Below are 24,236 nucleotides of genomic sequence, written 5' to 3' on the forward strand. Positions count from 1 at the left end.
GTCAGTTCGTGCTCGCACTCGGGCAATCAAGCTCCGGCTCCCTTCGGCAACCATATGCGGGAGCGGGAGCAGGACTTCGTACAGACCGCGGTGTGCCCCTCATGGGCAGCGATCTCTGCCTCTTTGACCGCTGTCCGTCTGCCCGGACGCGGCTAGCGTGAAGGCGTGAGCCTGTGGACTTCTCTCGAACCCGCGTCCGTGACGGTGGATCCGGGCGCTTCGGCACGCGTGCGGCTACGACTGCGCAATACCGGTGACGTCGTCGACGAGTACCGCTTCGAACCCGTCGGGTCCGTGTCGCCCTGGATCGCGGTCGAACCGAAGACGCTGCGTCTGGACCCGGGCACCACGGGAACCGTCGAAGTGACCTTCACACCGCCTCGTACCCCCGACGCGGTAGCGGGCCCGCACCCCTACGCCATCCGCATCACCCCCGAGGGACACGACGAACACCCGGAAGCGGTCGCGGTCCCCGAGGGCGACGTCACCATCACGCCCTTCACCGAGGTCCGGGCCGAACCGGTCCCGCCGACGGTGAAGGGCCGCTTTGCGGGTCGGCCCCGCCTGGCCATCGACAACCTCGGCAACACTGAACTCACCGTCTCGGTGGGCGGCAGCGACGACGCCGGCCAACTGGCCTGCGACATCCACCCCGGCGACGTCCGGATCGAGCCCGGGCGCGCCGCCTTCGTCAAGGCCACCCTCACACCGCGCAAGATCATCTGGTTCGGCCCCAAGGAGCGGCGGCCCTACACGCTCACCGTGCAGCGGTCAGGAGCGAATCCCCTCCCAGTGGAGGGCATGTACATCCAGCGCGGCTTCCTCCCTCGTTCGCTCGCCTCCGTGCTCGGCACCCTCACGGCTCTCGCCCTCACCTTCGCCGTGCTGTGGGTCGCGTACAAACCCCAGATCAAGAGCCTCGCCACGGAGAAGGTCCAGGACGCCGGAGTCAGCACAGTCGTTCCCGGCCCCTCCGCGCCCCGGTCGCCTTCACCGGCCCCCAGCACGAAGTCCAAGCCGAAGCCGGCGCCGACCCCGGCCGCCGGCAAGGAGGGCGGCGGAAAGAGCGGGGGCGGGAAGGACGGAGGCGCAAAGAGCGGGGGCGGGGGAAGCGGGGCGACGACCACCGTGACGGCCGGGTCCGCGAACGACACCGCGGCGACGGCCCTGCGCCGTCTGTCCTCGAACGATCCGTCCGGGCACCACATCTGCTACCGCGTCTTCGTCGTCGGCAGCGGCTGGCAGAAGCCGGTGTGCGACGGCGCCGTGGCCGGCTCGGTGGGTAACCAGCGCATCCAGGCCATCAACTTCGCGGCGAACAACGCCAAGGGCCTGCTCGCCAACGCCATGCTCCACACCGCCCATCCGATCGACGGCCGCGGTGTGGCGGAACCGCAATGGACGTCCATCATCGCCGACGGCGAGGACCTCTACGTCGGCAGCACCAAGAGCGACGCGCCCTACATGCTGGGCTTCATCCTGGCCGTCGAAAGCGGGCGCAGCTGCCAGACGTCCCATGTCCACGGCGAAGGCTGGCACAACCAGCAGTGCCTCCAGGCAGATCCCGACTTCAACTTCGGCGGCACCACCGACAACGATCACTGGCTCGACGCGTTCAAGGTGACCGTCTGAACTCCCGTCCCGGGCGCGTTCGCGTCCGGGAACGAGCGGGGCGGGGCCGACCGCCCGACAGGCCACGCGGACGCCCGGCCGGTCAGATATGGCCCTCCCTGAGGGCGTAGGCCACCGCGTGTGCGCGATTGCGCAGGTGCAGCCGGGTGGTCAGCCCGTGGATGACGTTCTTGACGGTGCGCTCGGAGTACGCCATCTTGGCGGCGATCTCCGCGGTGTCCAGGCCCTCTGCGACCAGCCGCAGCACATCCGACTCGCGTGGCGTGAGCCCCGAGGAGGTGGAGAGGCCGGGCCGGCCGGAGATGTTGCGGTGCAGGTTGCCCACCTGGCTGATGAGCCTCCCGAGCAGGTCCGCGGGCAGGTCGCCGTCACCGCGGGCGACCGCGAGCACGGCCTGCTCCAGCCGGGGCGCGGTGGCCTCGTGGCGCCACACGATGGCGCCGACCCCGCACTCGATCACGTCGAGGAGTTCACTCTCGCGCAGCGCGCCCACCACGAGCACGGCTCGGGCGCCCTCACCGCGCACGAGTCCGCGCAGCCGGGTGAGCGTGCTCTGGTCCAGCGCATCGCCGATGAGCAGGGCCACCGTACCGGGGCCGCCTGCCGACTCGTCCCGCAGCTCCAGCCCCGGGAACCGGGACAGCTGGGCGATCGCCCCCTCGCGCAAGATCGGGTCCCCGGCGTGCACCGCGACGGGAATCCTCGTCGGGGGCTCGGCGATGTCATCGGCCGTACCGGGACGGTTCGTCGGCAATGAGTTGAGCAACGGAGTCCCCTGTCCAAGGGCCCGCCACCTCTGTGGGGTCGGTGGCGGGCGGAGGCCCTCCACATTCATGTGACGCCCATGACCGGCGCAATCGTGGAGGACCACGACACGGACCACGAGATCGGCCGCGCGGGGACCACGACGGTGGGCCGCGACGGCAAACGTCCGGCAACGGTTCCGTCGCGGGGGCGGGCCGTCATGGTGGTTCTTGTCACGGCGCGGATCAGGCCACCGATGTCCCACGTCCGACGTCCCCGTGAGCGACGATGACCATGTTCACGCTGGGAGGCAGGGATGGTGTCCCGACCTGGATGTGCACTGCGCGAAGCGGAAACGCTGCTGGCCGCGGCGGCCGAGCACGCCCGGACGGGCATCGGCCGTCTGGTTCTGCTGCGGGGCGCCACCGGCACCGGCCGGACATCGGTCCTGGAGGCCGCCGCGAAGGACGCGTCCGTACACGGCATGCGGGTACTGCGCGCCCGCTGCTCCCCGGACGACTCCGCGATTCCCTTCGGGGCCGTCCTGCAACTCCTCGGCACTGTAGCGGAATTCGCCGATCTCGCGGTGGACGGCGACGAACGGGCGAACGCGGCCGGGCTGTGGCGGGTGCTGCGCTCGTACGCCGAGCGGTCACCGTTGCTGATCACCGTGGACGATGTCCACCTGGCCGACGGGGCGTCCCGCCGCTGGCTGGTGGAGTGCGCCCGGCTGGTGGACCGTCTGCCGATCGTCCTGGCCGTCACCGAGCGCAGCCAGTACGACGTCGACCCGCCTGTTCAGGGCCTCACCCAGGGCCTCTCCCCGGCCCTGGTCACCACCTTCACGCTGCACCCGCTGACCGACGGCCCGGCGGCGGCCGCGGTCCGTTCGGTCTTCCCGGACGCCTCCGCCTCCTGGATCGAGGACTGTGTACGGGCCGGTGCGGGCAGCCCCCTGCTGCTGCGCGCCCTCCTGGACGACCTCGCCGGGGGCGGTCACCCTGTCGTACCGGTCAGCTCGGCCGCGCTGTACCCGGGGGCGTATCCGGCCGCCGTGCGCTGGTGGCTGGACAGCGCCGGGCCGGGGACGACCGAGGTGGCGCAGGCACTGGCGGTCCTGGACGAGGGCTGGGATCAGGGGCCTGACCCGTGCGCCCCCTTACCCGGACCCTTTCCCGCCCTCGGCATTCCCTCGCTTCTCGCCGAGCAGTCCGGCGCCGACCCGGCCAGGGTCGCGGGCTGGATCACCGCGATGACCGGTCTCGGCCTGCTGCGAACCGACCCCACGGGCCGCACCCGCTACGCCCATCCGCTGCTGCGCGACGCGGTACTCACCGGTGTCCCGGCGGCCCGGCGGCGCGCCGCGCACCGGGCGAACGCAGAGGCGATGCTGCACCGGGGCGCCCCAAGCGAGCTGATTGCCCGTCAACTGCTGCTCGCCGAAACGGTGGACGCCCCCTGGGCGTTGCCCGTACTCCAGGACGCGGTCGCCCTCGCGCTGCGTGAGGGGCGTATGGACGACGCGGTCGCGTTCCTGCGCCGCGCCCTGAACGAACCCCTCTCCGACGAGGGCAGACAACAACTGCTGACCGAACTGGGCTCCCTGGAGTACGCGGCGCCCGGCTCCGCGGCGGGCATCCCGAGGCTCACCGAGGCGCTGAGGCTGCCGGGACCGCCGCAGGAGCGGGTACGCGCGGCGGTGGCCCTGGGCACGGCGCTCACCGGCCGCGGGATGACCCGCGCGGGGGTCGAGGTGCTGCGCTCGCTGTACGACGCTCTCGGCGACCGCCCCGACCTGGTGCGCATCCTGCGGCAAGCGCTCCTGCAACTGTCGGACAAGGACCAGCGCGTGCGGCAGGAGGCGTACGAGCGGCTGACCCAGGCCGCCGCGCGCTCGCCGGAGTCGATCAGCACGGCCGGCCACGCGTTTCTGGTCAAGTACGCGGTCACGGCCGGCCTGACCTCGGCGCGGGAGGCGATGCTGCGCCTGCGCGGTCTGCTGGCGCAGCCCGCCGATCCGCTGTCCGAGCCGTACCTGCTGGGCACGGCCGCCTCGGTCGCCCAGTGGGCCGACGAACTCGACGAGGCCGAACGGCTCGTGGAGCGCGGGCTGGCCGGGCAGCGCCCCGACGTCCTGCACCCCATGCAGGAGGCGCTGCTCCACACCCGAATGGACATCGTCGCGGCACGGGCGGACCACGCGCTCCTGCCGGCCGAGCGGCCCCCGGCCACCGCGGCCCCCACCAACGCCCACGCGCACGCACTGGTGGCGCTCGTGGAGACGGGCCGCACCGCCGAGGCCGAACTCCTCGCCGCCGCCTTCGACTTGCGGACGGCGCCGGAGTCCTGGGAACTGAACCGCTTCCTGTACGCGCGAGGGGTGCTGCGCGCCACGAGCGGGGACACGGCGGGGGCCCTGCACGACTTCCTGGAGTGCGGGCGCCGCCAGTCGGCCCGGGAGGTGTTCAGCCCGGTCGTCACCCCGTGGCGTACGGCCGCCGCCGAGTGCCATCTGGCCCTGGGCGTCCCCCGGGAGGCGCTGGCCCTGGCCGAGGAGGAGCTGCGCCTGGCCCGGGTCTGGAACACGCCCCGTACGGTGGGCCGGGCGCTGCGCGTCCTCGGCACCGCGACCGGCGGGCGCCGGGGTCTGGAACTGACCGAAGAGGCGGTACGACTGCTGCGCGGCGGCCCCGCCGGGCTGGAACTGGTGGCGGCGCTGCTCGCCCTGGGCCACCGGCTGACCGCCTCCGGGGAGTCGTCCCGCGCCCGCGACGCCCTGCGGGAGGCGGCCGAACTCGCCGAGCGCCTCGGCGCGGTACGGCTGCGGGACCTGGCGGAGGAGGCGCTGCGCGCGGGCGGTGCGCGCCGCCCGGCCGCTCGCACCGGCTCCGCCTCGCTCACCGACAGCGAACGCCGCGTCGCCGAGCTGGCCGCGGGGGGACGCACCAACGCGGAGATCGCGGATCTGCTGCATCTGGCCCGCCGCACCGTGGAGACCCATCTGACGCATAGTTACCGCAAGTTGGGCATCCGCCGGCGCGGCGACCTGAAGTCGGTGCTGAAGGGGGACGACGCGGCGAGCATCGCTCGCGTCAGCGACCGGGAAAGCGTTCGGTGACCTCCTGGAGGACCCAGCCGTTGCCGTCGGGGTCGCCGAAGGAGGCGAACCACCGCGCCGGTACCGAGGGCCGGGTCCCCGGCCCCGACCCGCGCCGCGTCAGGCCGCGCCCGCAGCCCGGCCCCCGGCGATCACGGCCTTGAGCCCGTCGAGGCACTCCCGTACGAGCGGCGCCATCTCCCGCTTCTCGTCGGCACTGATCCAGCGCTCGAAGCCGACTTTGAAGACGGCGACCCCCGCCTCGGCGATCAGGGTGGCGGCTGGTTCCGTCACGCCGCGCCGACGCAGGGTGTCGGCGAGCGCACTCGCCATCGAGGCGAGCTTGACCAGTTCGCGCTCCCGGAGTTCCACGTTCGCCGTGATCACGGCCTGCCGTCTGCGCGAGAACTCGCGGCGGTCGTCGGTGAACGCCTCGCAGACCGCATCCAGGCCGAGAGCCAGAGCGTCGACCGGTGCGACGGCCTCGGGGGCGTCGGCCACCGCCCGGGTCATCAGGTCCTGCATCGGGACGGCACCGGAGAACAGCACCTCGCGTTTGTCGGCGTAGTGCCGGAAGAAGGTCCGCTCGGTGAGTCCGGCTCGTCTGGCGATATCCGCCACGGTGGTCAGCTCGAATCCGCGCTCGCTGTAGAGCTCCAGCGCCGCGTCCGCCAGGCGCCCGCGCGCGTTCGGCTCCCATCGTCCCATGCGCGGATTGTACGTGATGACAGTCACTGACATCAGGTGCTACAGTCGATGACAGCAACTGACATCAACAAGTCTGGGGTACTCCCATGCGCATCTTCGTGACCGGTGCATCCGGCTGGCTCGGCTCCGCCGTCGTCCCCGAGCTCATCGACGCGGGTCACCGGGTGACCGGGCTCGCCCGCTCCGCAGCCTCCGCGGCCGCGCTCGCCGCGGCCGGGGCCGAGGCCGTCCGCGGCACCATCGACGACCTCGACGTCCTTCGGGACACGGCCGCCGCCTCGGACGGGGTGATCCACCTCGCCTTCAAGCACGACATCGCCTTCACCGGCGACTTCCGGGGCGCCGCCGAAGCCGACCGCCGCGCCGCCGACACGCTCGGCGACGCGCTCGCCGGTACCGACCGCCCGTTCGTCCTGGCGGCGGGCCTGCTCGGGCTCATGCCGGGACGCGTGGTGACCGAGCGGGACATGCCCACGATCGACGGCTCCCCGTTCTCGATCCGGTCGACGACCGCCCAGGCGGTGCTCGACCTCGCCTCGCGCGGGGTGCGCTCATCGGTGGTGCGGCTCGCTCCGACCTGCCACGGTGACGGGGACAAGGGATTCATGGCGGCCCTGGTCTCCATCGCCCGCGCCAGGGGCATCTCGGGCTATGTCGGCGACGGCACCAGCCGCTGGCCGGCCGCGCACCGCCTCGACATCGGGCGGCTGTTCCGTCTGGCGGCCGAGAAGGCACCCGCCGGAACCGTGCTCCACGGCGCCGCGGAGGAGGGAGTCGCGATCCGTGACATCGCCGAGGTCATCGGCCGGCACCTGGAACTGCCGGTGGTCTCCGTCGCCCCCGAAGCCGCGGCCGAGCACTTCGACTGGCTGGGCCGCTTCATCGGCGCCGACTCCCCTGCGTCGAACACACTGACCCGTGAACTGCTGGACTGGGAGCCGGTCCAGCCCGGCATCCTCGAGGACCTCGACAAGGGACACTACTTCCACGCCCCGGCGGCCTCCGCCTGACGGGACGCCGGTTCACGCCCCGCCGACGCGCTACCCGCGCGCGTACCCCTGCCCCGCCCCTCGGAGGCCGGAGCGGTACGCGCGCGGGGACACATCCAGCGTCTCCCGGAAGTGCTGCCCCGGCCGGAAAGCAGAGGACCGGTCCACGATGCCGGACGACGCCTTGGAGGTGAAGCGCACGTGTTGGACGTGAAGCGCACGTGCGTTTCAAGCCTTTCGGAACGCCTACCGCGGGCACTCCCCAGCCGACTCGAGGGAAGACCGGGAGCCCCGACCCGTCACAGCGATGATCGGTCCCACCTCCTGACTCGTAGCGGCGTATGGCGAAGCAGAGGCCAGTACGGCCTCTGCTCGCCTACGCGAGGCATTTGCCGCGATGTGCGGCCGGCCCCCGCCGCAGGCGTGCTGATCCGGACAGGCGACGACGACGCGGCGGCACACAAGGGGGCTCTGCGGAATAGTGACCCATGCCGTGGACGGGCCCCTGGCAGCCGTGCGCGGCGAACCCACTCACCTGCCCCTTCCGCTCCCCCGCCACCGCAAGAAGAGAGAGCAAGCATGGCTGTCACCGCGTTCATCGACACCACCCGCCCGGTGATGACGCTCATCAACGTGTTCACCGTCGCTCCCGACCGGCAGAGCGAACTCGTCGCCCTGCTCGCCCGCGCCACGGAGGAGACGATGAGGCATCAGCCGGGGTTCATATGCGCCAACTTCCACGCCTCCCAGGACGGGGAGCGCGTCATCAACTACGCCCAGTGGGAAAGCGAGGAGCACTACCGCAGGATGCTCGCCGACCCCGAGGCCACGGCGCACATGGCCAAGGCCGTCGCGATCGCCACCGACATCCAGCCGCGGCTGTTCCGGGTCGAGTCGGCGCACACCAAATGAACCAGCCGCACTGAGCGGCCCATCGGTCGCACTCGTCATGCGCACTCGCCGCCGCGGAAGGGTCCCGTCCCCGTTCGCGATCGGGACGGCCCGATGCGGCGCGATCAGGACAGTCGTTCGAGCTCCCCGTCGAGCCAGCTGCGATCACGTCGGTAGATGTCGGCCAGTCGCTGCCACGCCGGGTCGTCGAACACGACGATGCGCGCGTCCTCCAGGCCGTGGTCGGCGGAACCGAGGAGTTCCCGGGTGATGACGATGGCCGTGATCGCGGGGAGACGGGCCGCGCGCATCGACTTCTGCACGGTGCGCATGCTCTTGCTGTGGAGCAGCTCCCGGTACTCCCGGATCCGGGGCTCCAGCCACCGCACATGGCGGGTGTACTCGCCTTCCTCCGGCCGAGGTGACTCGACCGTTCGGAACGTCGGTGCCAGGGCCGCCGCAGCCACGACCACGGCAGCCGGGCGGTTCGATGCGCGGCCCACGGCCGATCATCCCAAGGTCTTCCGGGTTTCCTGAAGCGAGTTTCGGCTCGGCCGAGACGTAGGTGCACGCCGGGATTCCTGCCGGTGTCCGGGAGTTGACCGACACCACGCCCTCCGGCCGGAAATCGGGTGCGGACAGCCGGCTCGGTGGTGTGAGATCGAGGGTATGGCGATTGTGCTGCGCGTGCCGGGAGTCGACGGGCTGACCGAGGCTGTGGGCGTGCTGCGTGAGTGGCAGTACGACGACGCCCCGATGCAACTGCATCCGGGGGATCTGGGCTGGTTCTGGCGGTTCGGTGCGGAGGCCACGGCCGCGGCGGTGCGCACCTGGAGCCGGGACGGACGGATTCTCGCCGTCGGGCTGCTGGACGGTGACGAGCTGTTGCGGCTGACGATCGCGCCGGACGCTCAGCGGGACGAGGAGCTGGCGCGGCAGCTGGTCGAGGACATCACCGAGCCGGAGCGCGGCGTACTGATAGCGGGGACGGCGTACGTCGAGGCGCCGATGGGCGCGCTGGTCCAAGATCTGCTGTTCGAGGACGGCTGGAACACCGACGAGCCGTGGACTCCGCTGCGCCGCGACCTCACTCAGCCGGTGGAGGACCCAGGCGTGCGGATCGAGGTGATCGGGCCGGAGCGGGCGCATGTGCAGACCGCCGTACTGCGGGCATCGTTCGACAGGTCGACGTTCACGAACGAGCGCTGGCACGCGATGGCGGCCGGAGTGCCCTACGCCGACGCCCGGTGTCTGGTCGCGTACGACGACCGGGGCCATGCGGTGGCGGCGGTGACGGTGTGGTCGGCCGGGCCGGGGAAGCCCGGGCTGCTCGAGCCTATGGGCGTGCACCGGGAGCATCGCGGTCACGGCCACGGCAGGGCGATCACCCTCGCAGCGGCGGCCGCACTCGGGGAGCTGGGCTCTTCGAGCGCGATCGTCTGCACCCCGAGCTCCAATGCCGGTGCCGTCGCCACGTACAGGTCGGCCGGCTTTCAGCGACTTCCTGAGGTCCGGGACCGGCGCCGGGACGCCAGACATACTTGATTGACCATTCCAGAAAGAGTGCTACGCTGCACCCATGGCGCGCATCAGGGAATTCGACATCGACCAGGCGGTCGACCGTGCGATGGACCTGTTCTGGCGCCGTGGCTACGCCGAGACATCCCTGCAGGACCTGCTCAAGGAGCTGTCGATAGGCAGCGGCAGCTTCTACGCCGCCTTCGGCTCGAAGGAACAGCTCTACATACGCGCCCTCGAGCGCTACATCTCGCTGCAGGGCGGCGACCTCTCGGCGATCCTCGAGGACGCGACCGGAATCCGGCCCGCGGTGCGCCACCTTCTCGTCTCCATGGTCGAGGCGGACCTCGCCGACCCGGCACGGGGCTGCCTGGTGGTCAACGCCGCCACGCGGTGCGAGGCCCAGTCCTCGGCGACGGACCGCGTCGCCTCAGGGATACGACAGCTGGAGTCACTGCTCGCAGGCGCCCTGGAGCGTGCGAAGGCCCGGGGCGAGCTGGCCCCGGACAAGAACCCGGCGGAACTGGCCCGCTTCCTGACCACTTTCGTCCAGGGGATCCGCGTCGTCGGCCGGGCTCGCCTCGGGAGGACGTTCGTCGAGGACGCGGTCACCACGGCCATGCGCGCACTGGACTGACCGCCACTCGATCGTCGGCTCAAGTGCCGGCACCCGGCTTTCGCGTGCCAACGTTATGTACTGATCAATCCAGAAAGAGAGTGTCATGGAACTCCACCTCAAGGACAAGGTCGCCGTCGTCACCGGAGCCAGCAAGGGCATCGGCCTGGCCGTCGTCGAGGCGATGGCCCGCGAGGGCGTCCGGGTCGTGGCGGGCAGCCGCGGCTCCACGCCCGAACTCGACGCCCTGCGCGACACTCATGACGTCACGGTCGTCGCGGTCGACCTGGCGGCCCCGGAGGGGGCCGAGACCCTGGTCCGACAGGCCGTGGAGCGCCACCAGCGGCTCGACATCCTGGTCAACAACGTAGGCGCCGCGGCACATCGCGCCGGATTCCTCCAGGTCAGCGACGCGGAATGGCAGCGGATCCTCGACCTGACCTTCTTCAGCGCCGTACGCGCCAGCCGCGCGGCACTTCCCCACCTCGTCAGCGCCGGCGAGGCGGCGATCGTCAACATCAGCTCGATCAACGCCCGTCTGCCCTTCCCGATGGTCGTGGACTACTCGGCGGCCAAGGCCGCGCTGACCAACCTGAGCAAGTCGCTGTCCGAGGAGTTCGCGCCCCAGGGCGTCCGCGTCAATGCGATCTCCCCCGGCCCGGTCCGCACCCCCATGTGGACCGCGCCGGGCGGTTTCGCGGACGCCACCGCCGCGGACGCCGGCATCACCGCTCAGGAGGCGCTCGACGTGGCCGTACCCCGGAACATGGGCATCAGCTCCGGACGGATCACCGAGCCGCATGAGATCGCCGACCTCACCCTCTTCCTCGCCTCTCCTCTCGCCGCCAACATCACCGGGGCCGACATCATCGTCGACGGCGGCCAGGTCAAGACGCTCTGACGAGCGCAAGGCGATGCACTTCCCGGCCTTCACCAGCATCGCCTGCGCCCTCGTCCACCACCGCGGACTCACCGAATGAGGTGACCCCTCAGTACGACTGGTGGGTCTGCCAGTGCGACCAGGCCAGACAGGGGCTGCCGTACGTCTGGTTCATGTACTTGAGGCCCCACTTGATCTGCGTCTCCGGGTTGGTCTGCCAGTCGGCGCCCACACTCGACATCTTGGAAGCGGGGTATGCCTGGACGAGACCGTAGGCACCTGAGGGGTTGAGCGCCTGATAGTTCCAGGTGGACTCGTGGTCCACGATGTTGCTGAAGCACTGGAACTGGTCCGCGCCCACGATCTGACGCGCCATCGCCTGGATCTGCGCAACGGTGTAGGAGCTCTGGACCGGGAAGCCGGAGGCGCCACGGGTGGAGGACCGGCCGGCCGCCTCCTGGTCCGCCTTGCGCTCCTTGGCTTCCTCGTCGGCCTTCTCCGCGGCCTGCCGAGCGGCCTTCTGCTTGGCCACCGCGTCCGTGGCGGCCTGCTTGCGGGCCGTCTCCTGGGCGGCCTTCTTTGCAGTCGCGTCGGCGGCGATGGCCTGTGCGTCGGCCTGCTGCGTCAGGGACGCGGTCTGCACCTGAGCCTGCCGACCCACCGGGATGTCGGCGAGAAGCGTCATGTCGCTCGCCGTCGCCTCGGCGTCGCTTCCGGGCCGGCCGGTGTTGCTCGAGGCAACACCGGTAACGGCACCTACAGCGGTGACCGCCGTGGCCGAAGCGACCGCGAATCCCCGGACCGCAATCCGGCTCACACGGTTCGGTTCCAGCGTCGCCCGATTCGGCGACCCTGTCCGAGTCGCCCGTGACCCAGCGGTTGGAAGGCCGGCGTCAAGGGCACGATGGCGTCCGCCACTGGCCGAACGGTCCAAGTACATGAGATCCCCTCAAGTGACGTGCGGATATCGCCTCCTATACGCACGGGCCCGGAGCCAGGTTGCATCGAATCGCCACGGCGGTCGGGGTGCCGCGGCCGAGCGGGGACGCGACGGCCTCCGCGTCGCATTGTCCCCTCCGCGGCACTATGGACATGACATGTCATGTTCATTTAAATCTGATGAGACATCAGCGCCACCCCACCCCCCACGCCCCTGAGGCGCCTTCCCAAGGAGACCGATGAGTCGGACACGGCACATCCGAGGATCCCGTCTCGCCACGGCCTGCATAGCCGCCACCACCGCGACCCTGCTCGCCGCGGCGCTCTCCCCCGCCGCCCACGCCGACAACAGACCGACGCGGGCCACCGCGATCGACAACGCGGCTTCGGCGCTCGCGCAGCACGGTGCGAGCCTCGGGCTCACGTCCGCGGAGCACGTCACCGTACGGGACGTGATCGTCGACAAGGACGGTACCCAGCACGTCCGCTATGACCGCACCTACCGCCACCTCCCCGTTCTCGGCGGTGACTTCGTGGTCCACCTGGCCCGGGACGGGGCGTACCGCAGCGCGGACCGGGCGACGGGGAACCGGATATCCCTCGCCTCGGTCACCCCGAGACTCCCGGCCCCCAAGGCCGCGGACCTCGCGGTGAACGCGCTGCGCGCCGCCAACCTCGGCGACCGCCTGAAGCAGGTCCAGGCCAAGCCGGAGCTCGTCGTCGACGCCCTGCACGGCACCCCGAAGCTGGCCTGGCGCACCAACGCTGTCGGCCAGGACTCCCTCGGCAACCCGGTGGCCCGCACCGTCATCACCGACGCCGGCACCGGCGCGCAGATCGACGCCTGGGACAGCATCGAGACCGCGACGGGCGACGGCCTGTCCCTGTACGGCGGCACCGTGCCGCTGGAGACCACCCAGTCCGGATCGTCGTACCAGCTCAAGGACCCGACCCGGGGCAACACCTACACCGGTGACGCCGCCAACAAGACCGACCTGTGCATCTTCGGCATCTGCTTCGTCCGCGCCCCGTCGACGGTGTTCACGGACACCGACAACCACTGGGGCACGGGGACGACAGCCGACCGCGCCTCGGCGGCGGTTGACGCCCAGTACGGCACCAACGAGACCTGGGACTACTACAAGAACGTGCACGGCCGCACCGGCATCGCCGGCGACGGCAAGGGCTCGTACAACCGCGTCCACTACGGCAACAACTACAACAACGCGTTCTGGGACGACAGTTGCTTCTGCATGACGTACGGCGACGGCGACGGCAACGTCTTCGGGCCGCTGGTGGCGCTGGACGTCGCGGGGCACGAGATGTCCCACGGCGTGACGTCGAAGACGGCAGCGCTGACCTACTCGGGCGAGTCCGGCGGGCTCAACGAGGCCACCTCCGACATCCTCGGCACCATGGTCGAGTGGTACGCGAACAACCCCTCCGACCCCGGTGACTACCTCATCGGCGAGAAGATCGTCCGTCCCGGCTTCGGCAAGGCCGCCCTGCGCTTCATGGACAAGCCGTCCAAGGACGGCAGTTCGGCGGACTACTGGAGCTCCACCGTCGGCAACCTCGACGTGCACTACTCCTCCGGCGTCGCCAACCACTTCGCGTACCTCCTCGCGGAGGGCAGCGGCCCGAAGACCATCAACGGCGTCAGCTACGACTCGCCCACGTACAACGGCTCCACGGTGACCGGCATCGGGCGCGACAAGCTCGGCAAGATCTGGTACCGGGCCCTCACCGTCTACATGACGTCCTCGACGAAGTACGCCGGGGCCCGGACGGCCACGCTGAACGCGGCCAAGGACCTGTACGGCGCGGGCAGCACGGAGTACAACGCGGTGGCCGCGGCCTGGAGCGCGGTCAACGTGAACTGATCCTCCCCTGAACGCGGAGAGGCCGGTGCCGGGACGGACACCGGCCTCTCCGGCGTATGTACTCCGGCCGGCCGGGCGACCGGTTCAGCCTCCGCTCCGCCTTCGTCTCCTTCACAACATCCGCTGCTATGGGGCCCGTTCGGTCAACTCTCCGTCACCCGATCAGCGACTTCCCGTAAGCCCCCCTTGTCTCAACGGACATGTACCGGCAAGAGGCTCGCCAGTCGTGCCTCCCGCGAGGTGACGCACGGACTAGGAGGGGAACATGTCTCGTCTGAGAATCGCGACCGCCGCAGCCACCGCTGTGGTGCTGTCGCTGGTCGGCAACGGCCTGGCGATCGCCGCACAGACGGCTCACCACGGCCGGAGCCCAGTGCTGACGGCACGGTCCGACCACTACACCGCCCATGCGGGCCGGACGTTGACTGTGTGCGGGAAGGGCTTCCTGACCAACGACAGCGGCCGGCCGGTGACTCTCGTCTCACACACCAAGACCGCGCACGGTTCCCTGACGGTGCGCCAGGACGGTTCGTTCGACTACACCCCGGACGGGGGCTTCACGGGCACCGACAGCTTCGACTACACGGTCAGCGACGCCGTCCGGCTGTACCAGACCCATCTGCCGGCGCTCGCCACCGTCGGTGGGGTGAAGATCTCGGGCGGGGGCTACGGATCGTCGCTGTACCCGGTGCCCGGCTCGAAGAACGAGTTCTACGGGATCACCGACCGCGGCCCCAACGTGGACACCCCTGACGGCCACAAGGCGCTGCCGCTGCCGGACTTCACCCCGACGATCGCCAAGATCCGGCTGGTCGGCACCAAGGCCGAGGTCCTGAGGACGATTCCGCTGCGCGCCGCCGACGGCACCGCCTACAACGGGCATGTGAACACTCAGGCGAACACCGGGGAGTCCCTGATCGACCTGGCCGGAAACGCGCTGCCTGCGTCGCCGTACGGCTACGACCCCGAGGGTCTGGTCGCCCTGCCGGACGGCACCTTCTGGGTGTCCGACGAGTACGGCCCGTTCATCACCCACTTCTCCCGCGACGGCAGGGCGATCGAGCGCCTGTCGCCGTTCGACCGCTCCCTCCCGGCCGAACTGGCGAACCGCGTGCCGAACAAGGGCATGGAGGGTCTGAGCATCACGCCCGACGGCAGCACGCTCGTCGGGATGATGCAGTCCGCGCTGCAGCAGCCCGACCTGCCGTCCGGCGTCAAGACGAAGAACGTCACCGCGCTGCGCATCGTGACGTACAACCTGCGCACCCACGCCACGCACGAGTACGTCTATCTGCTCGACGACCCGAAGGCGAACAGCGGTGCGGTCAGCGAGATCACCGCGCTCAGCGACACCACCTTCCTCGTCGACGAGCGGGACGGCGGCATGGAGCCCGGCGCGCACAAGAAGCTGTTCAAGATCGACATCAGCGGCGCGACCGATGTCGGCCCTTCCGCGATGGTGCCGGGCGCCGTCTATGACGGGACCAAGGGCGGGCTGCTCGTCGGCCCGAACCGTCAGACGATCGACGCGTACGTGGGCCAGGGCGACACCGCCACGGCTCAGGCCGCCCTGAAGGCTGTCGGCGTCACCCCGGTCGCCAAGAGCCCGTACCTGGACCTGGGCGCCCTGGTCACCCACCTCGACCCGGCCGGCGGCTTCTTCGGCCACGACAAGATCGAGGGTGTCGCGACGACCGACGGCGGTCGCACGGTCGTCATCAGCAACGACAGCGACTTCGGCGTCGACGGCGTCTCCAACGCCGCGGCGCCCTACACCCTGCACTCCAAGGTCCTCCCCGACGGACAGCAGGACGACGGTGAGTACCTGGCCGTGGACACCACCAAGCTGCCCGCCGCGACCAGCACTGCCACGGTCACGATCACCGTGCGATGACAGCGGCTCCCGCCGACGGTTGCGGGCGCAGGCTCCCACGTTGAGAGAACACCGGCGGGCTGCCGCTACGGACCGATCGACAAGTCCGCAGCGGCAACCCGCCGATCCAGGTCGGTGCGCACAACGTCCGTCGGCCGGTGGCGGCCTGACGGCACGGCATGCTCGGCTCCACCTTTCGAGATCTTCCCGTCTCTTTTGAGATCTTTACGTGATTCCATCACAAGATGATCACTGGCTAGGATCTCGGGGCATATGTCGGGGGAAATCGATGAGGTGGGGGAATGACGGACGAATCCACGTCCAGGACGAAACACGGTGCGGGGGCACAAGCGATCGCGGCGGTACTCCTCGTCGGCGGCGTGACCGGCGGCATCTGGGGACTGCACAAGGTGCTCCCCGGCCAGTCGGACGACGGACCCGCTTCCTGCTCTCACAGCGGCGATCCGCTGCCGTCCCGCTATGTCTCCGGGGCACAGCTGTGCACGGCGCTGAACCGACCGGACCTGCCTGAGCTCCTCGGCACTCCCAAGGAGCAGGCCCGGACAGCCTCGGGCACCGACCGCTGGGACACCAGCTTCGCCGGCACGAAGGAGGCCGCTCCCGAGGCCGAGGTCACATTGCCAACGTACTCGGTCAACCTGACGGCCTCGTACGACCATCTCGCGGTCAGCCATCTGACGAGCCTGCTCAGCAACGCGCGGCCGACCATGGTCAAGGGCCATCCCGCGGTGCTCTACTCGGACCGGACGATCGCCCTCGGCTTCAGCCTCGGCGGCGGCAAGGCCGACATCAAGCCGGGCGGCATCGCCCGCTGTCTGATCGTCGCCAAGGACCCCAAGGACGGGGGCGGCTCCTTCGAGATGGCGATCTGGCGTCAGGACTCCGTGACGCCGGACGACACCGCGCTGCTCCGCGCGGCCGAGCAGGTACTGCCGACGGTCCCGGGCTGGAAGGACGCCTGACGCGACGGACGGTACGCCGTCACCCGGGATCGGTCGGCATCAGGTCGCGGGCAGAATGCGTGCATGGAAGAGTCTCTGGACGTGCCCGAGCTTGCTGCGGGTGGCGGCTGCACACTGCGAAGGTGGAACCTGTCGGACCTCGGCCTTGTCCGTGAGGCTGCGCAAGACGATTACATTCCGTTGATCACGACCGTGCCTTCGCCCTACTCCGAGTCCGAAGGCGTAGCGTTCATCGAGCGGCAATGGGGCCGAGCGACCGGCAGGACCGGATACCCGTTCGTCATCGTGAACGCCGACGGCCTGCCTGTCGGCAACGTGGGGCTGTGGCTGAAGGACTCGGGGCAGGGACGTGCGTCACTGGGCTACTGGGTCGTCAAGTCGGCGCGTGGCCAGGGCATCGCCTCCGCCGCGTCGAGTGCGGTCGCCCATTGGGCCTTGAACACACTGCGGATTCCACGGCTCGAACTGTATGTGGAGCCGTGGAACGCGGCATCTGTGCGGACCGCGGAGCGGGTCGGGTTCCACCGTGAGGGGCTGCTGCGGGGGTGGCAGCAGGTCGGGACCGAGCGGCGGGACATGTTCATGTATTCGCTGCTGCGCGGCGAGCTGTGAGGAAGCCCTGCACGCTGTCCGCTCTCACACGAGTCGCCGCCCCCTCCACCTCACCGGCCCCGGGCTACTTCACGGACCCGGCCATGACCCCCTGTACGAAGTGCCGTTGGAAGGCGAAGAACACCGCCACCGGCACGATCAGCGACAGGAACGCTCCCGGTGCCAGGACGTCGATGTTGCTGCCGAACTGGCGTATCTGGGACTGGAGTTCAACGGTCAGTGGCTGTGAGGAGCTGTCGGCGAACAGCAGGGCCACCAGCATGTCGTTCCACACCCACAGGAACTGGAAGATGGCGAGGCTCGCGATCGCCGGCCGCCCCACGGGCAGGACCAGCTGGGTGAAGATGCGCCACTCGCTGCCTCCGTCCATCCGGGCCGCCTCCAGCATCTCCTTCGGCATCTCGGCGAAGTAGTTGCGCAGCAGGAACACGGCGAACGGCAGTCCGTAGGCCACATGGAAGAGCACCACACCGGGGATCGTGCCGAACAGCCCCAGCTGTCCGAAGAGTTTGGCGACCGGCAGCAGACCGATCTGCACCGGCACCACCAGCAGCGCCACGACCAGCAGGAAGAGCGGTTCACGCCCGGGGAAGTCCAGCCAGGCGAAGGCGTACCCGGCGAGCGCCGCGATCACGACGACCAGGGTGGTCGCGGGCACCGATATCAGCACCGTGTTCCAGAACGCCTGCGTGATCCCGGCGTTCCTCAGCAGTGCCGAGTAGTTGTCGAAGGACAGCTGGCCCGGTGCGGTCAGGGCGGTCCACCAGCCCCCGTTGGCGGTGTCCTTCGCCGATCGCAGTGACGAGACGAACAGCCCTGCCAGCGGGGTGAGCCAGATCAGGCCGATCACCACGAGGAAGGCCTGCACCAGTGAACTGCCGAGGCCGCGCCTGACCGCGTTCATCGCTGACTCCTTCGGAAACGGCGGACGTTGAAGACCATCGCTGGGATCACCAGCAGCAGGAGCAGCACCCCGAGCGCGCTGCCGAGTCCCTGGTTGTTGCCGCCGCCGAAGGACACCAGCCACATCTGGGTCGCGAGCACGGTCGCGTCCTCCTGCACCGGGCCCGGCGCGATGATGTAGACAAGGTCGAAGACCTTCATCACGTTGATCACCAGGGTCACGAACACCACGGTCAGCACGGGTGCGAGCAGCGGGACCGTGATGCGCCGGAAGATCTGCCACTCGTTCGCGCCGTCCATCCGCGCCGCCTCCAGCGCGTCCCGCGGCAGTGTCGACAGGCCCGCGCCGATCAAGACCATCGCGAAGCCCGTCCAGATCCACAGATAGGCGCCGATGATCGCCGGTGTGACCAGAGCCGGCCCGAGCCAGGACACGCCCTGGTACGGCGTCGCGAAGTTCGAGGCGGCCAGCGTCACCGTGTACGAGCCGGAGGCCAGCCGCGGGAAGCGGAAGGAGCCGTCGGGCGCGGTCGTCGTGCTCGCCACGGTCCGTCCCTCACGCACCGCCTCGACCTTCATCCCCGGCAGCCCGCTCTCCCGTGGGTCGACCTTGCCCTGCCGTCCTCCCCCGCCGGGCGAGAAGTCCAGGTAGACGACGCCGCGCAGTTCGTCCGGGGCGGCCTTCTTCCCGGCCGCCGCGTACGCGGGCGCGGCATCCGCGGGAAGGTCCTTGGGCAGCACTCCGACCAGCCCGAGCGCGACCGAGCTGCCCGGGGAGACGCTCGCGTCGGTCCGGTAGGAACCGTCACGGCCCTGGGTCAGCCCCTGTCCCTCGCGGGCCCGCGCCGACGGATACGACGACGTTCCCTCGAAGGCGTCGTGGACCGAGACCACGGCGGCGTTCAGCACGCCCTTGTCCGGGTTCTCGTCGTAGGCGAGCCGGAAGATGATGCCCGCGGCGAGGAAGGACACCGCCATCGGCATGAACAGCAGCAGTTTGAACGCCGTCGCCCAGCGGACCTTCTCCACCAGGACGGCCAGGATCAGGCCCAGGCCCGTCAGCAGTGCCGGGGCGACGACCACCCAGATGACGGTGTTCCGGATGGCTTTCAGCGTCGCCGGGTCGCGGAACATCTCCGCGTAGTTGTCGCCGCCCACGAAGCGGGTGCCGGAGGCGTCGAAGAAGCTGCGTCCGACCGAGAAGAGCACCGGGTAGACGACCAGGGCACCGAGCAGCAGCAGCGCGGGGAAGACGAAGAGCAGGGCGATGATCCGCCCGCGCCGCCGCATGCGCCGCGCGCGGGCGGCGGGAGCGGCGGCCGGGGAACTCGCCTCTGCCGCGAGTGTGGTAGCGGTCATGGCAGGTCAGTCCTGGTAAGCCTTGGCCGCCGCGTCCTCCAGCTCGGCCGCGGTCCCCTTCGGGTCGGACGGGTCGCGCAGGAAGTCCTGAAGGAGCTTCCACTCGCCGGCACCCTTGGTGCCGCCGAAGGCGGCGGGTGCCTGGTCGGACATGTCGAAGCGCACCGAATCACCGGCGGAGACCAGGGACTTGGCGGTCGCGCGAGTGACGTCGTCGCTGTAGGAGGCGAAGTCGAGCTTCTTGTTCGGGGACAGGAAGCCACCCGCCTTCGCCCACACGGCCGCGGCCTCGGGAGTCGCGAGGTACTCCAGGAGCTTCATGCCGGCCTTGGCGTTCTTGCCGTCCTTGAGGACGACCGCCGCGTCACCGCCGCTGACCACCGGCGCCGTACCGCCGTCGACCGCGGGGAACGGGAAGAAGTCCGCGTCCTTGCCGATGGTCTTCCCGAACTGGTCGTGGGCCACCCCGGCCACGAAGTCGCCTTCGTAGACCATGCCGGCCGTGGGCTTGGGTCCGAAGACCTTCTCGACGGAGCCGGGGAAGTCGGTGCCGAGGGCTTCCTTCTGGCCCCCCGCTATGAGCTGCTTGTCCTGGAACAGCTTGCCCAGCGTGGTGAGCGCCTTCACCACACTCGGGTCGGTCCACTTCAGCTTGTGGGCGGCGAGGGCGTCGTACTTGTCGGGTCCGGCCTGGGAGAGGTAGATGTTCTCGAACCAGTCGGTCAGCGTCCAGCCGTCCTGACCGGCGACGGCGAAGGCGGCCAGACCCGAGTCGGAGACGGTGTGCCCGTCCTTCAGCATCTCGTCGTACGTCTTCGGGGGCTTGACCCCGGCCTGCGCGAGAGCGTCCGGGCTGTACCAGACGGTCGACTTGTGGGCGGCCTTGAAGTACAGCCCGTACAGCTTGCCGTCGACGCTGCCGTAGTTCTTCCACACGCTCGCGTAGTCGGCGTCCACGGTCTGCTGCGCGGTCCCCGAAAGCGGCTGGAGCCATCCCTTCTTCGCGAACTGCTGGAGCACGCCGACCTGCGGGACCATCACCACGTCGGGGGCGTCGCCGCCCTCGATCTTGCTGCCGACGACGGTGGAGACGTTGTCACCGGTGGACACGAACTGCGTCTTGGCGCCGGTCTTCGCCGAGAACGCGTCGAGGACCTTCTGGAAGTTCTTCTGCTCGCTGCCGGACCAGACACCGGCCACGGTGACCGTCTGGCCGCTGAGTGCCTTGTCGCCGCCGCCCGCGGAGACCGGGCCGCTGCCGCCGCAGGCGGTCGCGCCGAGCGCGAGGGCGACGGCGGTGCAGCCGCCGAGCAGGGTGGTGGGTCGTCGCATCATCGTTGATGTCCCTTCGGGGAGTGGGAAGTTGTGGTGTTCGCAGGTGTGCTCGGTGGTCCCGGGCTTCAGGTGCCGGGGCCGTCGCTGATCCACCAGGCGGCGGTGGAGCCGGGGAGGACGCCCGGCGGGCAGGGGCCGCTGGACAGCAGGGGTGTGCCGGAGACGGGCGCGGGAGTGGGCGCCGAGGTGAAGTTGACGGCGCAGACGAGGTCGTCGCCGCGCACGAAGGCGAGGACACCGGGTGGGGTGTCCAGCCAGCGCAGGGTGCCCTCGCCCAGCTGGGCAAGAGCCGACCTCAGTTGGAGGCCGTCCCGGTAGAGGTGCCAGAAGGAGCGGGTGTCGGCGAGCGCGCGTTCGGTGGCGTGCTCGGCGAACCACTCGGGCTGCGGCAGCCACGGTTTGGCGCCCTCGGCACCCGAGGTGAAGCCGAACGGGGAGGCCTGGCCCGACCACGGCAGCGGCACCCGGCAGCCGTCGCGGACACGGGCACGACTGCCGGTGCGCCGGAAGATCGGGTCCGTGAGCACGTCGTCGGGCAGGTCGACCACCTCGGGCAGGCCCAGTTCCTCGCCCTGGTAGATGTACGCCGCACCGGGCAGCGCCAGCATCAGCAGCGCGGCCGCCCGCGCCCGGGCGGGGCCCAGGCCGCTGCCCTCGGTGGCCGGTTCGCCGTAGCGGGTGACGGTGCGGACCTGGTCGTGGTTGTTGAGGACCCAGGTGACCGTCGAGCCCGTGCCGGCTATGTCCTGCATGGCCTCGGAGATCACCTTGCGGAACGCGTCAGCGTTCCAGGGGGCGCCGAGCAGGTCGAAGAAGAAGGCCTGGTGGAGTTCGTCCGGGCGGACGTACTGCGCGTGTTCGCGGGCCGTCGGTACGGAGACCTCGCCGACCAGCAGGCGTTCGCGACCGTCCTGGGCCGTGTACTCCTCGCACACCGCACGCCAGCGCCGCCACACGCCGTGCACTTCGGGCTGGTTCCAGGCGAGCGGGTTGACGGAGTCCCGGGTGCGGGCGTCGGCCTCGGGGTCCGGTGAGTCGGGCAGTTCCGGGTGCTTGAAGAGACCGGCGGCGACGTCGATGCGGAAGCCGTCCACGCCCCGGTCCAGCCAGAAGCGCAGCGCCTGCTCGAAGGCGGCGGCGACCGAGGCGTCGCGCCAGTTCCAGTCGGGCTGTTCCGGCGTGAACATGTGCAGGTACCACTGGCCCGGGCGGCCGTCCGCCTCGGTGACACGGGTCCAGGCGGAGCCGCCGAACATGGCGTGCCAGTTGTTGGGCGGCTCGCAGCCGTCGGGGCCACGGCCGTCGGCGAAGTGGAAGCGGGCCCGGGCCGCGCTGCCCGGAGCGGCGGCGAGCGCCTCGCGGAACCATGGGTGCTCGATGGAGCAGTGGTTGGGGACGATGTCCAGCAGCACCCTGATCCCCAGCCGCCGGGCCCCCGCCATCAGCATGTCGAACTCGGCCAGGTCCCCGAAGACCGGGTCGACGTCGCAGTAGTCGGCGACGTCGTAGCCGTGGTCGTGCTGGGGCGAGGGGTAGAAGGGGCTCAGCCAGATCCCGTCGACGCCGAGCTTCTTCAGATAGGGCAGCCCGGCCCTGACCCCGGCGAGATCACCGATGCCGTCTCCGGTGCTGTCCAGGAAGCTGCGGACGTACACCTGGTAGATCACCGCGTCGCGCCACCAGCGGTGGGTGTCGATGTGCTGTGGACTCACCCCGTCGACCTGTCTGTGCGTGCTGGGACGGCCCTGTCCAGGGCCATCAGTTATGCATGCATGTTAAGTAGGGGTGTCGTGAGGGTGTCAACGAACAAGACGAAGCTACCGGGAAGTTGCCCATCGAAATAGGGATATATCGGGGCACCGAAACAACAGATGAGACCCTCGCGTTACCTAACAAGTAACTAGAGTCGCCTAGCGGTGGGAAATGGCGGCCAGCTCCCGCGCCAGCCGGCGTACGGCACTCTCGGGCGTCTCCTGCCCGGTCAGCGCGTCATGCACGACCGCCTGCACGGCCAGGCTCACCTGGTCGTAGCGCGGACTCTTGGGGCGCGGGGCGGCGGCGAGGACACTCGCGCGCAGGGTCGGCAGATACGGGAAGCGCCGTACCAGCTCCGGGTCGTCGTAGAGCGCCGCGCGCACGGGCGGCAGCGCGCCGCGGGTGAGCACCTCGCGCTGGACGGGCTCACTGGTGAGGTACGCGATCAGACGCGCGGCGGACTCGGGGTGCCGGGCATGGGTGTTGACCGCCAGGTTGGAACCGCCGAGGACGCTGGTCCCAGGTCCGTCCGGCCCCGGCAGCGGTACGGCCCCGATCTTCCCGGCGACCTTGGAGCCCTTCGCGGAGGCGACGGCGTAGGCATAGGGCCAGTTGCGCAGGAAGAGCAGATGTCCGTCCTGGAACGCCTGCTTGGACTCCTCCTCCTTGTATGTCAGCGCCTCGCGGGGTATCCAGCCCTCGCGTATCCCGCGGGCGAGGAATCCGATGCCCTCGCGTGCCGCCGCGGAATTGACGGTGACCCGCTCCCCCTCGTCGCCTAGGATCGTGCCGCCCGCCGAGTACACCGCCTCGGCCGCGTTGACGGTGAGCCCCTCGTAGGGCAGGAACTGCCCGGCGTACCCGCCCAGTCCGTACTTCGGGGCGATCGTCTTCGCTTCGTGTTCCAGTTCTGACCACGTGCGCGGCGGTGCCACGCCCTCCCGGGCAAGGACGTCCTTGCGGTACAGGAGCAGACCGGCGTTGGTGACATACGGGACCGCGAACAGGCGGCCGTCGTACGTCGCCGTGCCGACGACCGGGGGCAGGAAGCTCTTCAGCGGGAAGCGGTCGCGCGGGAGCGGGCGGATCCAGCCCGCTGCCGCGAACTCCGAGGTCCACGCGACATCGATGTTGAGGACGTCGAACCGGCTGCTGTCGCCGCCGCGCAGGTCCGTGATCATCTGCGCATGGGTCTCGTCGGCGGAATCCGGAAGTTCGACGAGGGTGACCTTCTCACCGGGGTGGGTGCGGTTCCAGCCCTCCAGCAGCGGCCGCAGATAGCCGGTGAGATCACCGGCGGTGGCCAGGGTCAGCGGTCCGCGCTCGCCCGCGGTCCCGTCGGCGGCCCGCGCCCCCGAGGCGACGTATCCGCTCAGCACCACGGCGAGGACGAGAAGGCCCCTACCGGCGGCATGGATCCACCGCATAGGTTCCTCCCTGTACACCGGCACCGGACATTCTCGCCCGGGGTCAGAGGCCATGTATACCTGTTAGGTATGGGCGATACTAGTGCTCCGGC

General features: G+C 70.1%; 20 protein-coding genes. 11 read left to right on the top strand and 9 right to left on the bottom strand.

All coding sequences use genetic code 11. The annotated features are described in order from the left end of the window. Window positions 1-165 precede the first annotated feature (165 nt). On the top strand, window positions 166-1,632 hold the full coding sequence (locus tag ABZ845_RS11635; protein ID WP_360976531.1) for a hydrolase: 1,467 nt from the start codon (window positions 166-168) through the stop codon (window positions 1,630-1,632). 82 nt (window positions 1,633-1,714) lie between these two features. On the opposite strand, the gene ABZ845_RS11640 is transcribed toward ABZ845_RS11635, so the two are convergent. Continuing rightward, the gene (locus ABZ845_RS11640; RefSeq protein ID WP_360976936.1) at window positions 1,715-2,386 is read right to left on the bottom strand and encodes a LuxR C-terminal-related transcriptional regulator; all 672 of its coding nucleotides are present in this window, start codon (window positions 2,384-2,386) and stop codon (window positions 1,715-1,717) included. A gap of 306 nt (window positions 2,387-2,692) precedes the next feature. On the opposite strand from ABZ845_RS11640, the gene ABZ845_RS11645 reads away from it, so the two are divergent. Beyond that, on the top strand, window positions 2,693-5,494 hold the full coding sequence (locus ABZ845_RS11645; RefSeq protein WP_360976534.1) for an AAA family ATPase: 2,802 nt from the start codon (window positions 2,693-2,695) through the stop codon (window positions 5,492-5,494). A 99-nt stretch (window positions 5,495-5,593) separates the two neighbouring features. On the opposite strand, the gene ABZ845_RS11650 is transcribed toward ABZ845_RS11645, so the two are convergent. Further along, on the bottom strand, window positions 5,594-6,181 hold the full coding sequence (locus ABZ845_RS11650) for a TetR family transcriptional regulator (RefSeq protein ID WP_360976537.1): 588 nt from the start codon (window positions 6,179-6,181) through the stop codon (window positions 5,594-5,596). 86 nt (window positions 6,182-6,267) lie between these two features. On the opposite strand from ABZ845_RS11650, the gene ABZ845_RS11655 reads away from it, so the two are divergent. Together ABZ845_RS11655 and ABZ845_RS11660 are read left to right on the top strand one after the other, a co-directional pair. After that, a complete protein-coding gene (locus ABZ845_RS11655; RefSeq protein ID WP_360976540.1) occupies window positions 6,268-7,191 on the top strand; it encodes an SDR family oxidoreductase in 924 nt (307 codons plus the stop codon). Between the two features lie 558 nt (window positions 7,192-7,749). Then, the gene (locus ABZ845_RS11660; RefSeq protein WP_360976543.1) at window positions 7,750-8,082 is read left to right on the top strand and encodes an antibiotic biosynthesis monooxygenase family protein; all 333 of its coding nucleotides are present in this window, start codon (window positions 7,750-7,752) and stop codon (window positions 8,080-8,082) included. Between the two features lie 104 nt (window positions 8,083-8,186). Here the strand turns inward: ABZ845_RS11660 and ABZ845_RS11665 are convergent, their stop codons facing one another. Beyond that, on the bottom strand, window positions 8,187-8,564 hold the full coding sequence (locus ABZ845_RS11665) for a hypothetical protein (protein WP_360976546.1): 378 nt from the start codon (window positions 8,562-8,564) through the stop codon (window positions 8,187-8,189). A gap of 166 nt (window positions 8,565-8,730) precedes the next feature. Here ABZ845_RS11665 and ABZ845_RS11670 point away from each other — a divergent pair, with 166 nt between their 5' ends. The 3 genes from ABZ845_RS11670 to ABZ845_RS11680 all read left to right on the top strand — a co-directional run bounded on the left by ABZ845_RS11670 (window position 8,731) and on the right by ABZ845_RS11680 (window position 11,096). Continuing rightward, complete coding sequence (locus tag ABZ845_RS11670; RefSeq protein WP_360976549.1) at window positions 8,731-9,606, top strand: GNAT family N-acetyltransferase; 876 nt, start codon at window positions 8,731-8,733, stop codon at window positions 9,604-9,606. Window positions 9,607-9,640: 34 nt separating this feature from the next. Next, on the top strand, window positions 9,641-10,216 hold the full coding sequence (locus ABZ845_RS11675; protein ID WP_360976552.1) for a TetR/AcrR family transcriptional regulator: 576 nt from the start codon (window positions 9,641-9,643) through the stop codon (window positions 10,214-10,216). An 85-nt stretch (window positions 10,217-10,301) separates the two neighbouring features. After that, entirely contained in the window at window positions 10,302-11,096 is a 795-nt protein-coding gene (locus ABZ845_RS11680) for an oxidoreductase (protein ID WP_360976555.1), read from the top strand. 88 nt (window positions 11,097-11,184) lie between these two features. On the opposite strand, the gene ABZ845_RS11685 is transcribed toward ABZ845_RS11680, so the two are convergent. After that, entirely contained in the window at window positions 11,185-11,892 is a 708-nt protein-coding gene (locus ABZ845_RS11685) for a transglycosylase SLT domain-containing protein (RefSeq protein WP_360976558.1), read from the bottom strand. A gap of 361 nt (window positions 11,893-12,253) precedes the next feature. On the opposite strand from ABZ845_RS11685, the gene ABZ845_RS11690 reads away from it, so the two are divergent. From ABZ845_RS11690 to ABZ845_RS11705, 4 genes are all read left to right on the top strand, one after another. Continuing rightward, a complete protein-coding gene (locus ABZ845_RS11690) occupies window positions 12,254-13,897 on the top strand; it encodes a M4 family metallopeptidase (protein WP_360976561.1) in 1,644 nt (547 codons plus the stop codon). Between the two features lie 265 nt (window positions 13,898-14,162). Then, window positions 14,163-15,791 (top strand): esterase-like activity of phytase family protein, encoded by a 1,629-nt coding sequence (locus tag ABZ845_RS11695; RefSeq protein WP_360976564.1) that lies wholly within the window; start codon window positions 14,163-14,165, stop codon window positions 15,789-15,791. A 281-nt stretch (window positions 15,792-16,072) separates the two neighbouring features. After that, window positions 16,073-16,753 (top strand): DUF6215 domain-containing protein, encoded by a 681-nt coding sequence (locus tag ABZ845_RS11700; RefSeq protein WP_360976567.1) that lies wholly within the window; start codon window positions 16,073-16,075, stop codon window positions 16,751-16,753. A 63-nt stretch (window positions 16,754-16,816) separates the two neighbouring features. Continuing rightward, window positions 16,817-17,365 carry a GNAT family N-acetyltransferase gene (locus ABZ845_RS11705; protein WP_360976569.1) on the top strand — a complete coding sequence of 183 codons (549 nt, stop codon included), beginning with the start codon at window positions 16,817-16,819 and terminating at the stop codon, window positions 17,363-17,365. Between the two features lie 64 nt (window positions 17,366-17,429). Here ABZ845_RS11705 and ABZ845_RS11710 read toward each other — a convergent pair whose 3' ends face one another. The 5 genes from ABZ845_RS11710 to ABZ845_RS11730 form a co-directional block, all read right to left on the bottom strand. Next, entirely contained in the window at window positions 17,430-18,269 is an 840-nt protein-coding gene (locus tag ABZ845_RS11710) for a carbohydrate ABC transporter permease (RefSeq protein WP_360976572.1), read from the bottom strand. After that, window positions 18,266-19,627 carry an ABC transporter permease subunit gene (locus ABZ845_RS11715; protein ID WP_360976575.1) on the bottom strand — a complete coding sequence of 454 codons (1,362 nt, stop codon included), beginning with the start codon at window positions 19,625-19,627 and terminating at the stop codon, window positions 18,266-18,268. The genes ABZ845_RS11710 and ABZ845_RS11715 overlap by 4 nt, the downstream gene beginning before the upstream one ends. A 6-nt stretch (window positions 19,628-19,633) precedes the next feature. After that, complete coding sequence (locus ABZ845_RS11720) at window positions 19,634-20,962, bottom strand: ABC transporter substrate-binding protein (protein WP_360976578.1); 1,329 nt, start codon at window positions 20,960-20,962, stop codon at window positions 19,634-19,636. A gap of 65 nt (window positions 20,963-21,027) precedes the next feature. Next, window positions 21,028-22,659 (bottom strand): glycoside hydrolase family 13 protein, encoded by a 1,632-nt coding sequence (locus ABZ845_RS11725; RefSeq protein WP_360976939.1) that lies wholly within the window; start codon window positions 22,657-22,659, stop codon window positions 21,028-21,030. A 213-nt stretch (window positions 22,660-22,872) separates the two neighbouring features. After that, window positions 22,873-24,144 carry an ABC transporter substrate-binding protein gene (locus ABZ845_RS11730; RefSeq protein ID WP_360976581.1) on the bottom strand — a complete coding sequence of 424 codons (1,272 nt, stop codon included), beginning with the start codon at window positions 24,142-24,144 and terminating at the stop codon, window positions 22,873-22,875. Between the last annotated feature and the right edge of the window lie 92 nt (window positions 24,145-24,236).

Source organism: Streptomyces sp. NPDC047022, from assembly GCF_040644155.1.
GTDB lineage: Bacteria > Actinomycetota > Actinomycetes > Streptomycetales > Streptomycetaceae > Streptomyces.

Excerpts from the sequence above, each read along its gene's own strand:
- ABZ845_RS11705 (WP_360976569.1), top strand. The coding sequence starts at position 16,817 with ATGGAAGAGTCTCTGGACGTGCCCGAGCTTGCTGCGGGTGGCGGCTGC.
- ABZ845_RS11730 (WP_360976581.1), bottom strand. The coding sequence starts at position 24,144 with ATGCGGTGGATCCATGCCGCCGGTAGGGGCCTTCTCGTCCTCGCCGTG.
- ABZ845_RS11700 (WP_360976567.1), top strand. The coding sequence starts at position 16,073 with ATGACGGACGAATCCACGTCCAGGACGAAACACGGTGCGGGGGCACAA.
- ABZ845_RS11650 (WP_360976537.1), bottom strand. The coding sequence starts at position 6,181 with ATGGGACGATGGGAGCCGAACGCGCGCGGGCGCCTGGCGGACGCGGCG.
- ABZ845_RS11660 (WP_360976543.1), top strand. The coding sequence starts at position 7,750 with ATGGCTGTCACCGCGTTCATCGACACCACCCGCCCGGTGATGACGCTC.
- ABZ845_RS11675 (WP_360976552.1), top strand. The coding sequence starts at position 9,641 with ATGGCGCGCATCAGGGAATTCGACATCGACCAGGCGGTCGACCGTGCG.
- ABZ845_RS11715 (WP_360976575.1), bottom strand. The coding sequence starts at position 19,627 with ATGACCGCTACCACACTCGCGGCAGAGGCGAGTTCCCCGGCCGCCGCT.
- ABZ845_RS11645 (WP_360976534.1), top strand. The coding sequence starts at position 2,693 with ATGGTGTCCCGACCTGGATGTGCACTGCGCGAAGCGGAAACGCTGCTG.
- ABZ845_RS11670 (WP_360976549.1), top strand. The coding sequence starts at position 8,731 with ATGGCGATTGTGCTGCGCGTGCCGGGAGTCGACGGGCTGACCGAGGCT.
- ABZ845_RS11720 (WP_360976578.1), bottom strand. The coding sequence starts at position 20,962 with ATGATGCGACGACCCACCACCCTGCTCGGCGGCTGCACCGCCGTCGCC.
- ABZ845_RS11655 (WP_360976540.1), top strand. The coding sequence starts at position 6,268 with ATGCGCATCTTCGTGACCGGTGCATCCGGCTGGCTCGGCTCCGCCGTC.
- ABZ845_RS11680 (WP_360976555.1), top strand. The coding sequence starts at position 10,302 with ATGGAACTCCACCTCAAGGACAAGGTCGCCGTCGTCACCGGAGCCAGC.
- ABZ845_RS11690 (WP_360976561.1), top strand. The coding sequence starts at position 12,254 with ATGAGTCGGACACGGCACATCCGAGGATCCCGTCTCGCCACGGCCTGC.
- ABZ845_RS11695 (WP_360976564.1), top strand. The coding sequence starts at position 14,163 with ATGTCTCGTCTGAGAATCGCGACCGCCGCAGCCACCGCTGTGGTGCTG.
- ABZ845_RS11710 (WP_360976572.1), bottom strand. The coding sequence starts at position 18,269 with ATGAACGCGGTCAGGCGCGGCCTCGGCAGTTCACTGGTGCAGGCCTTC.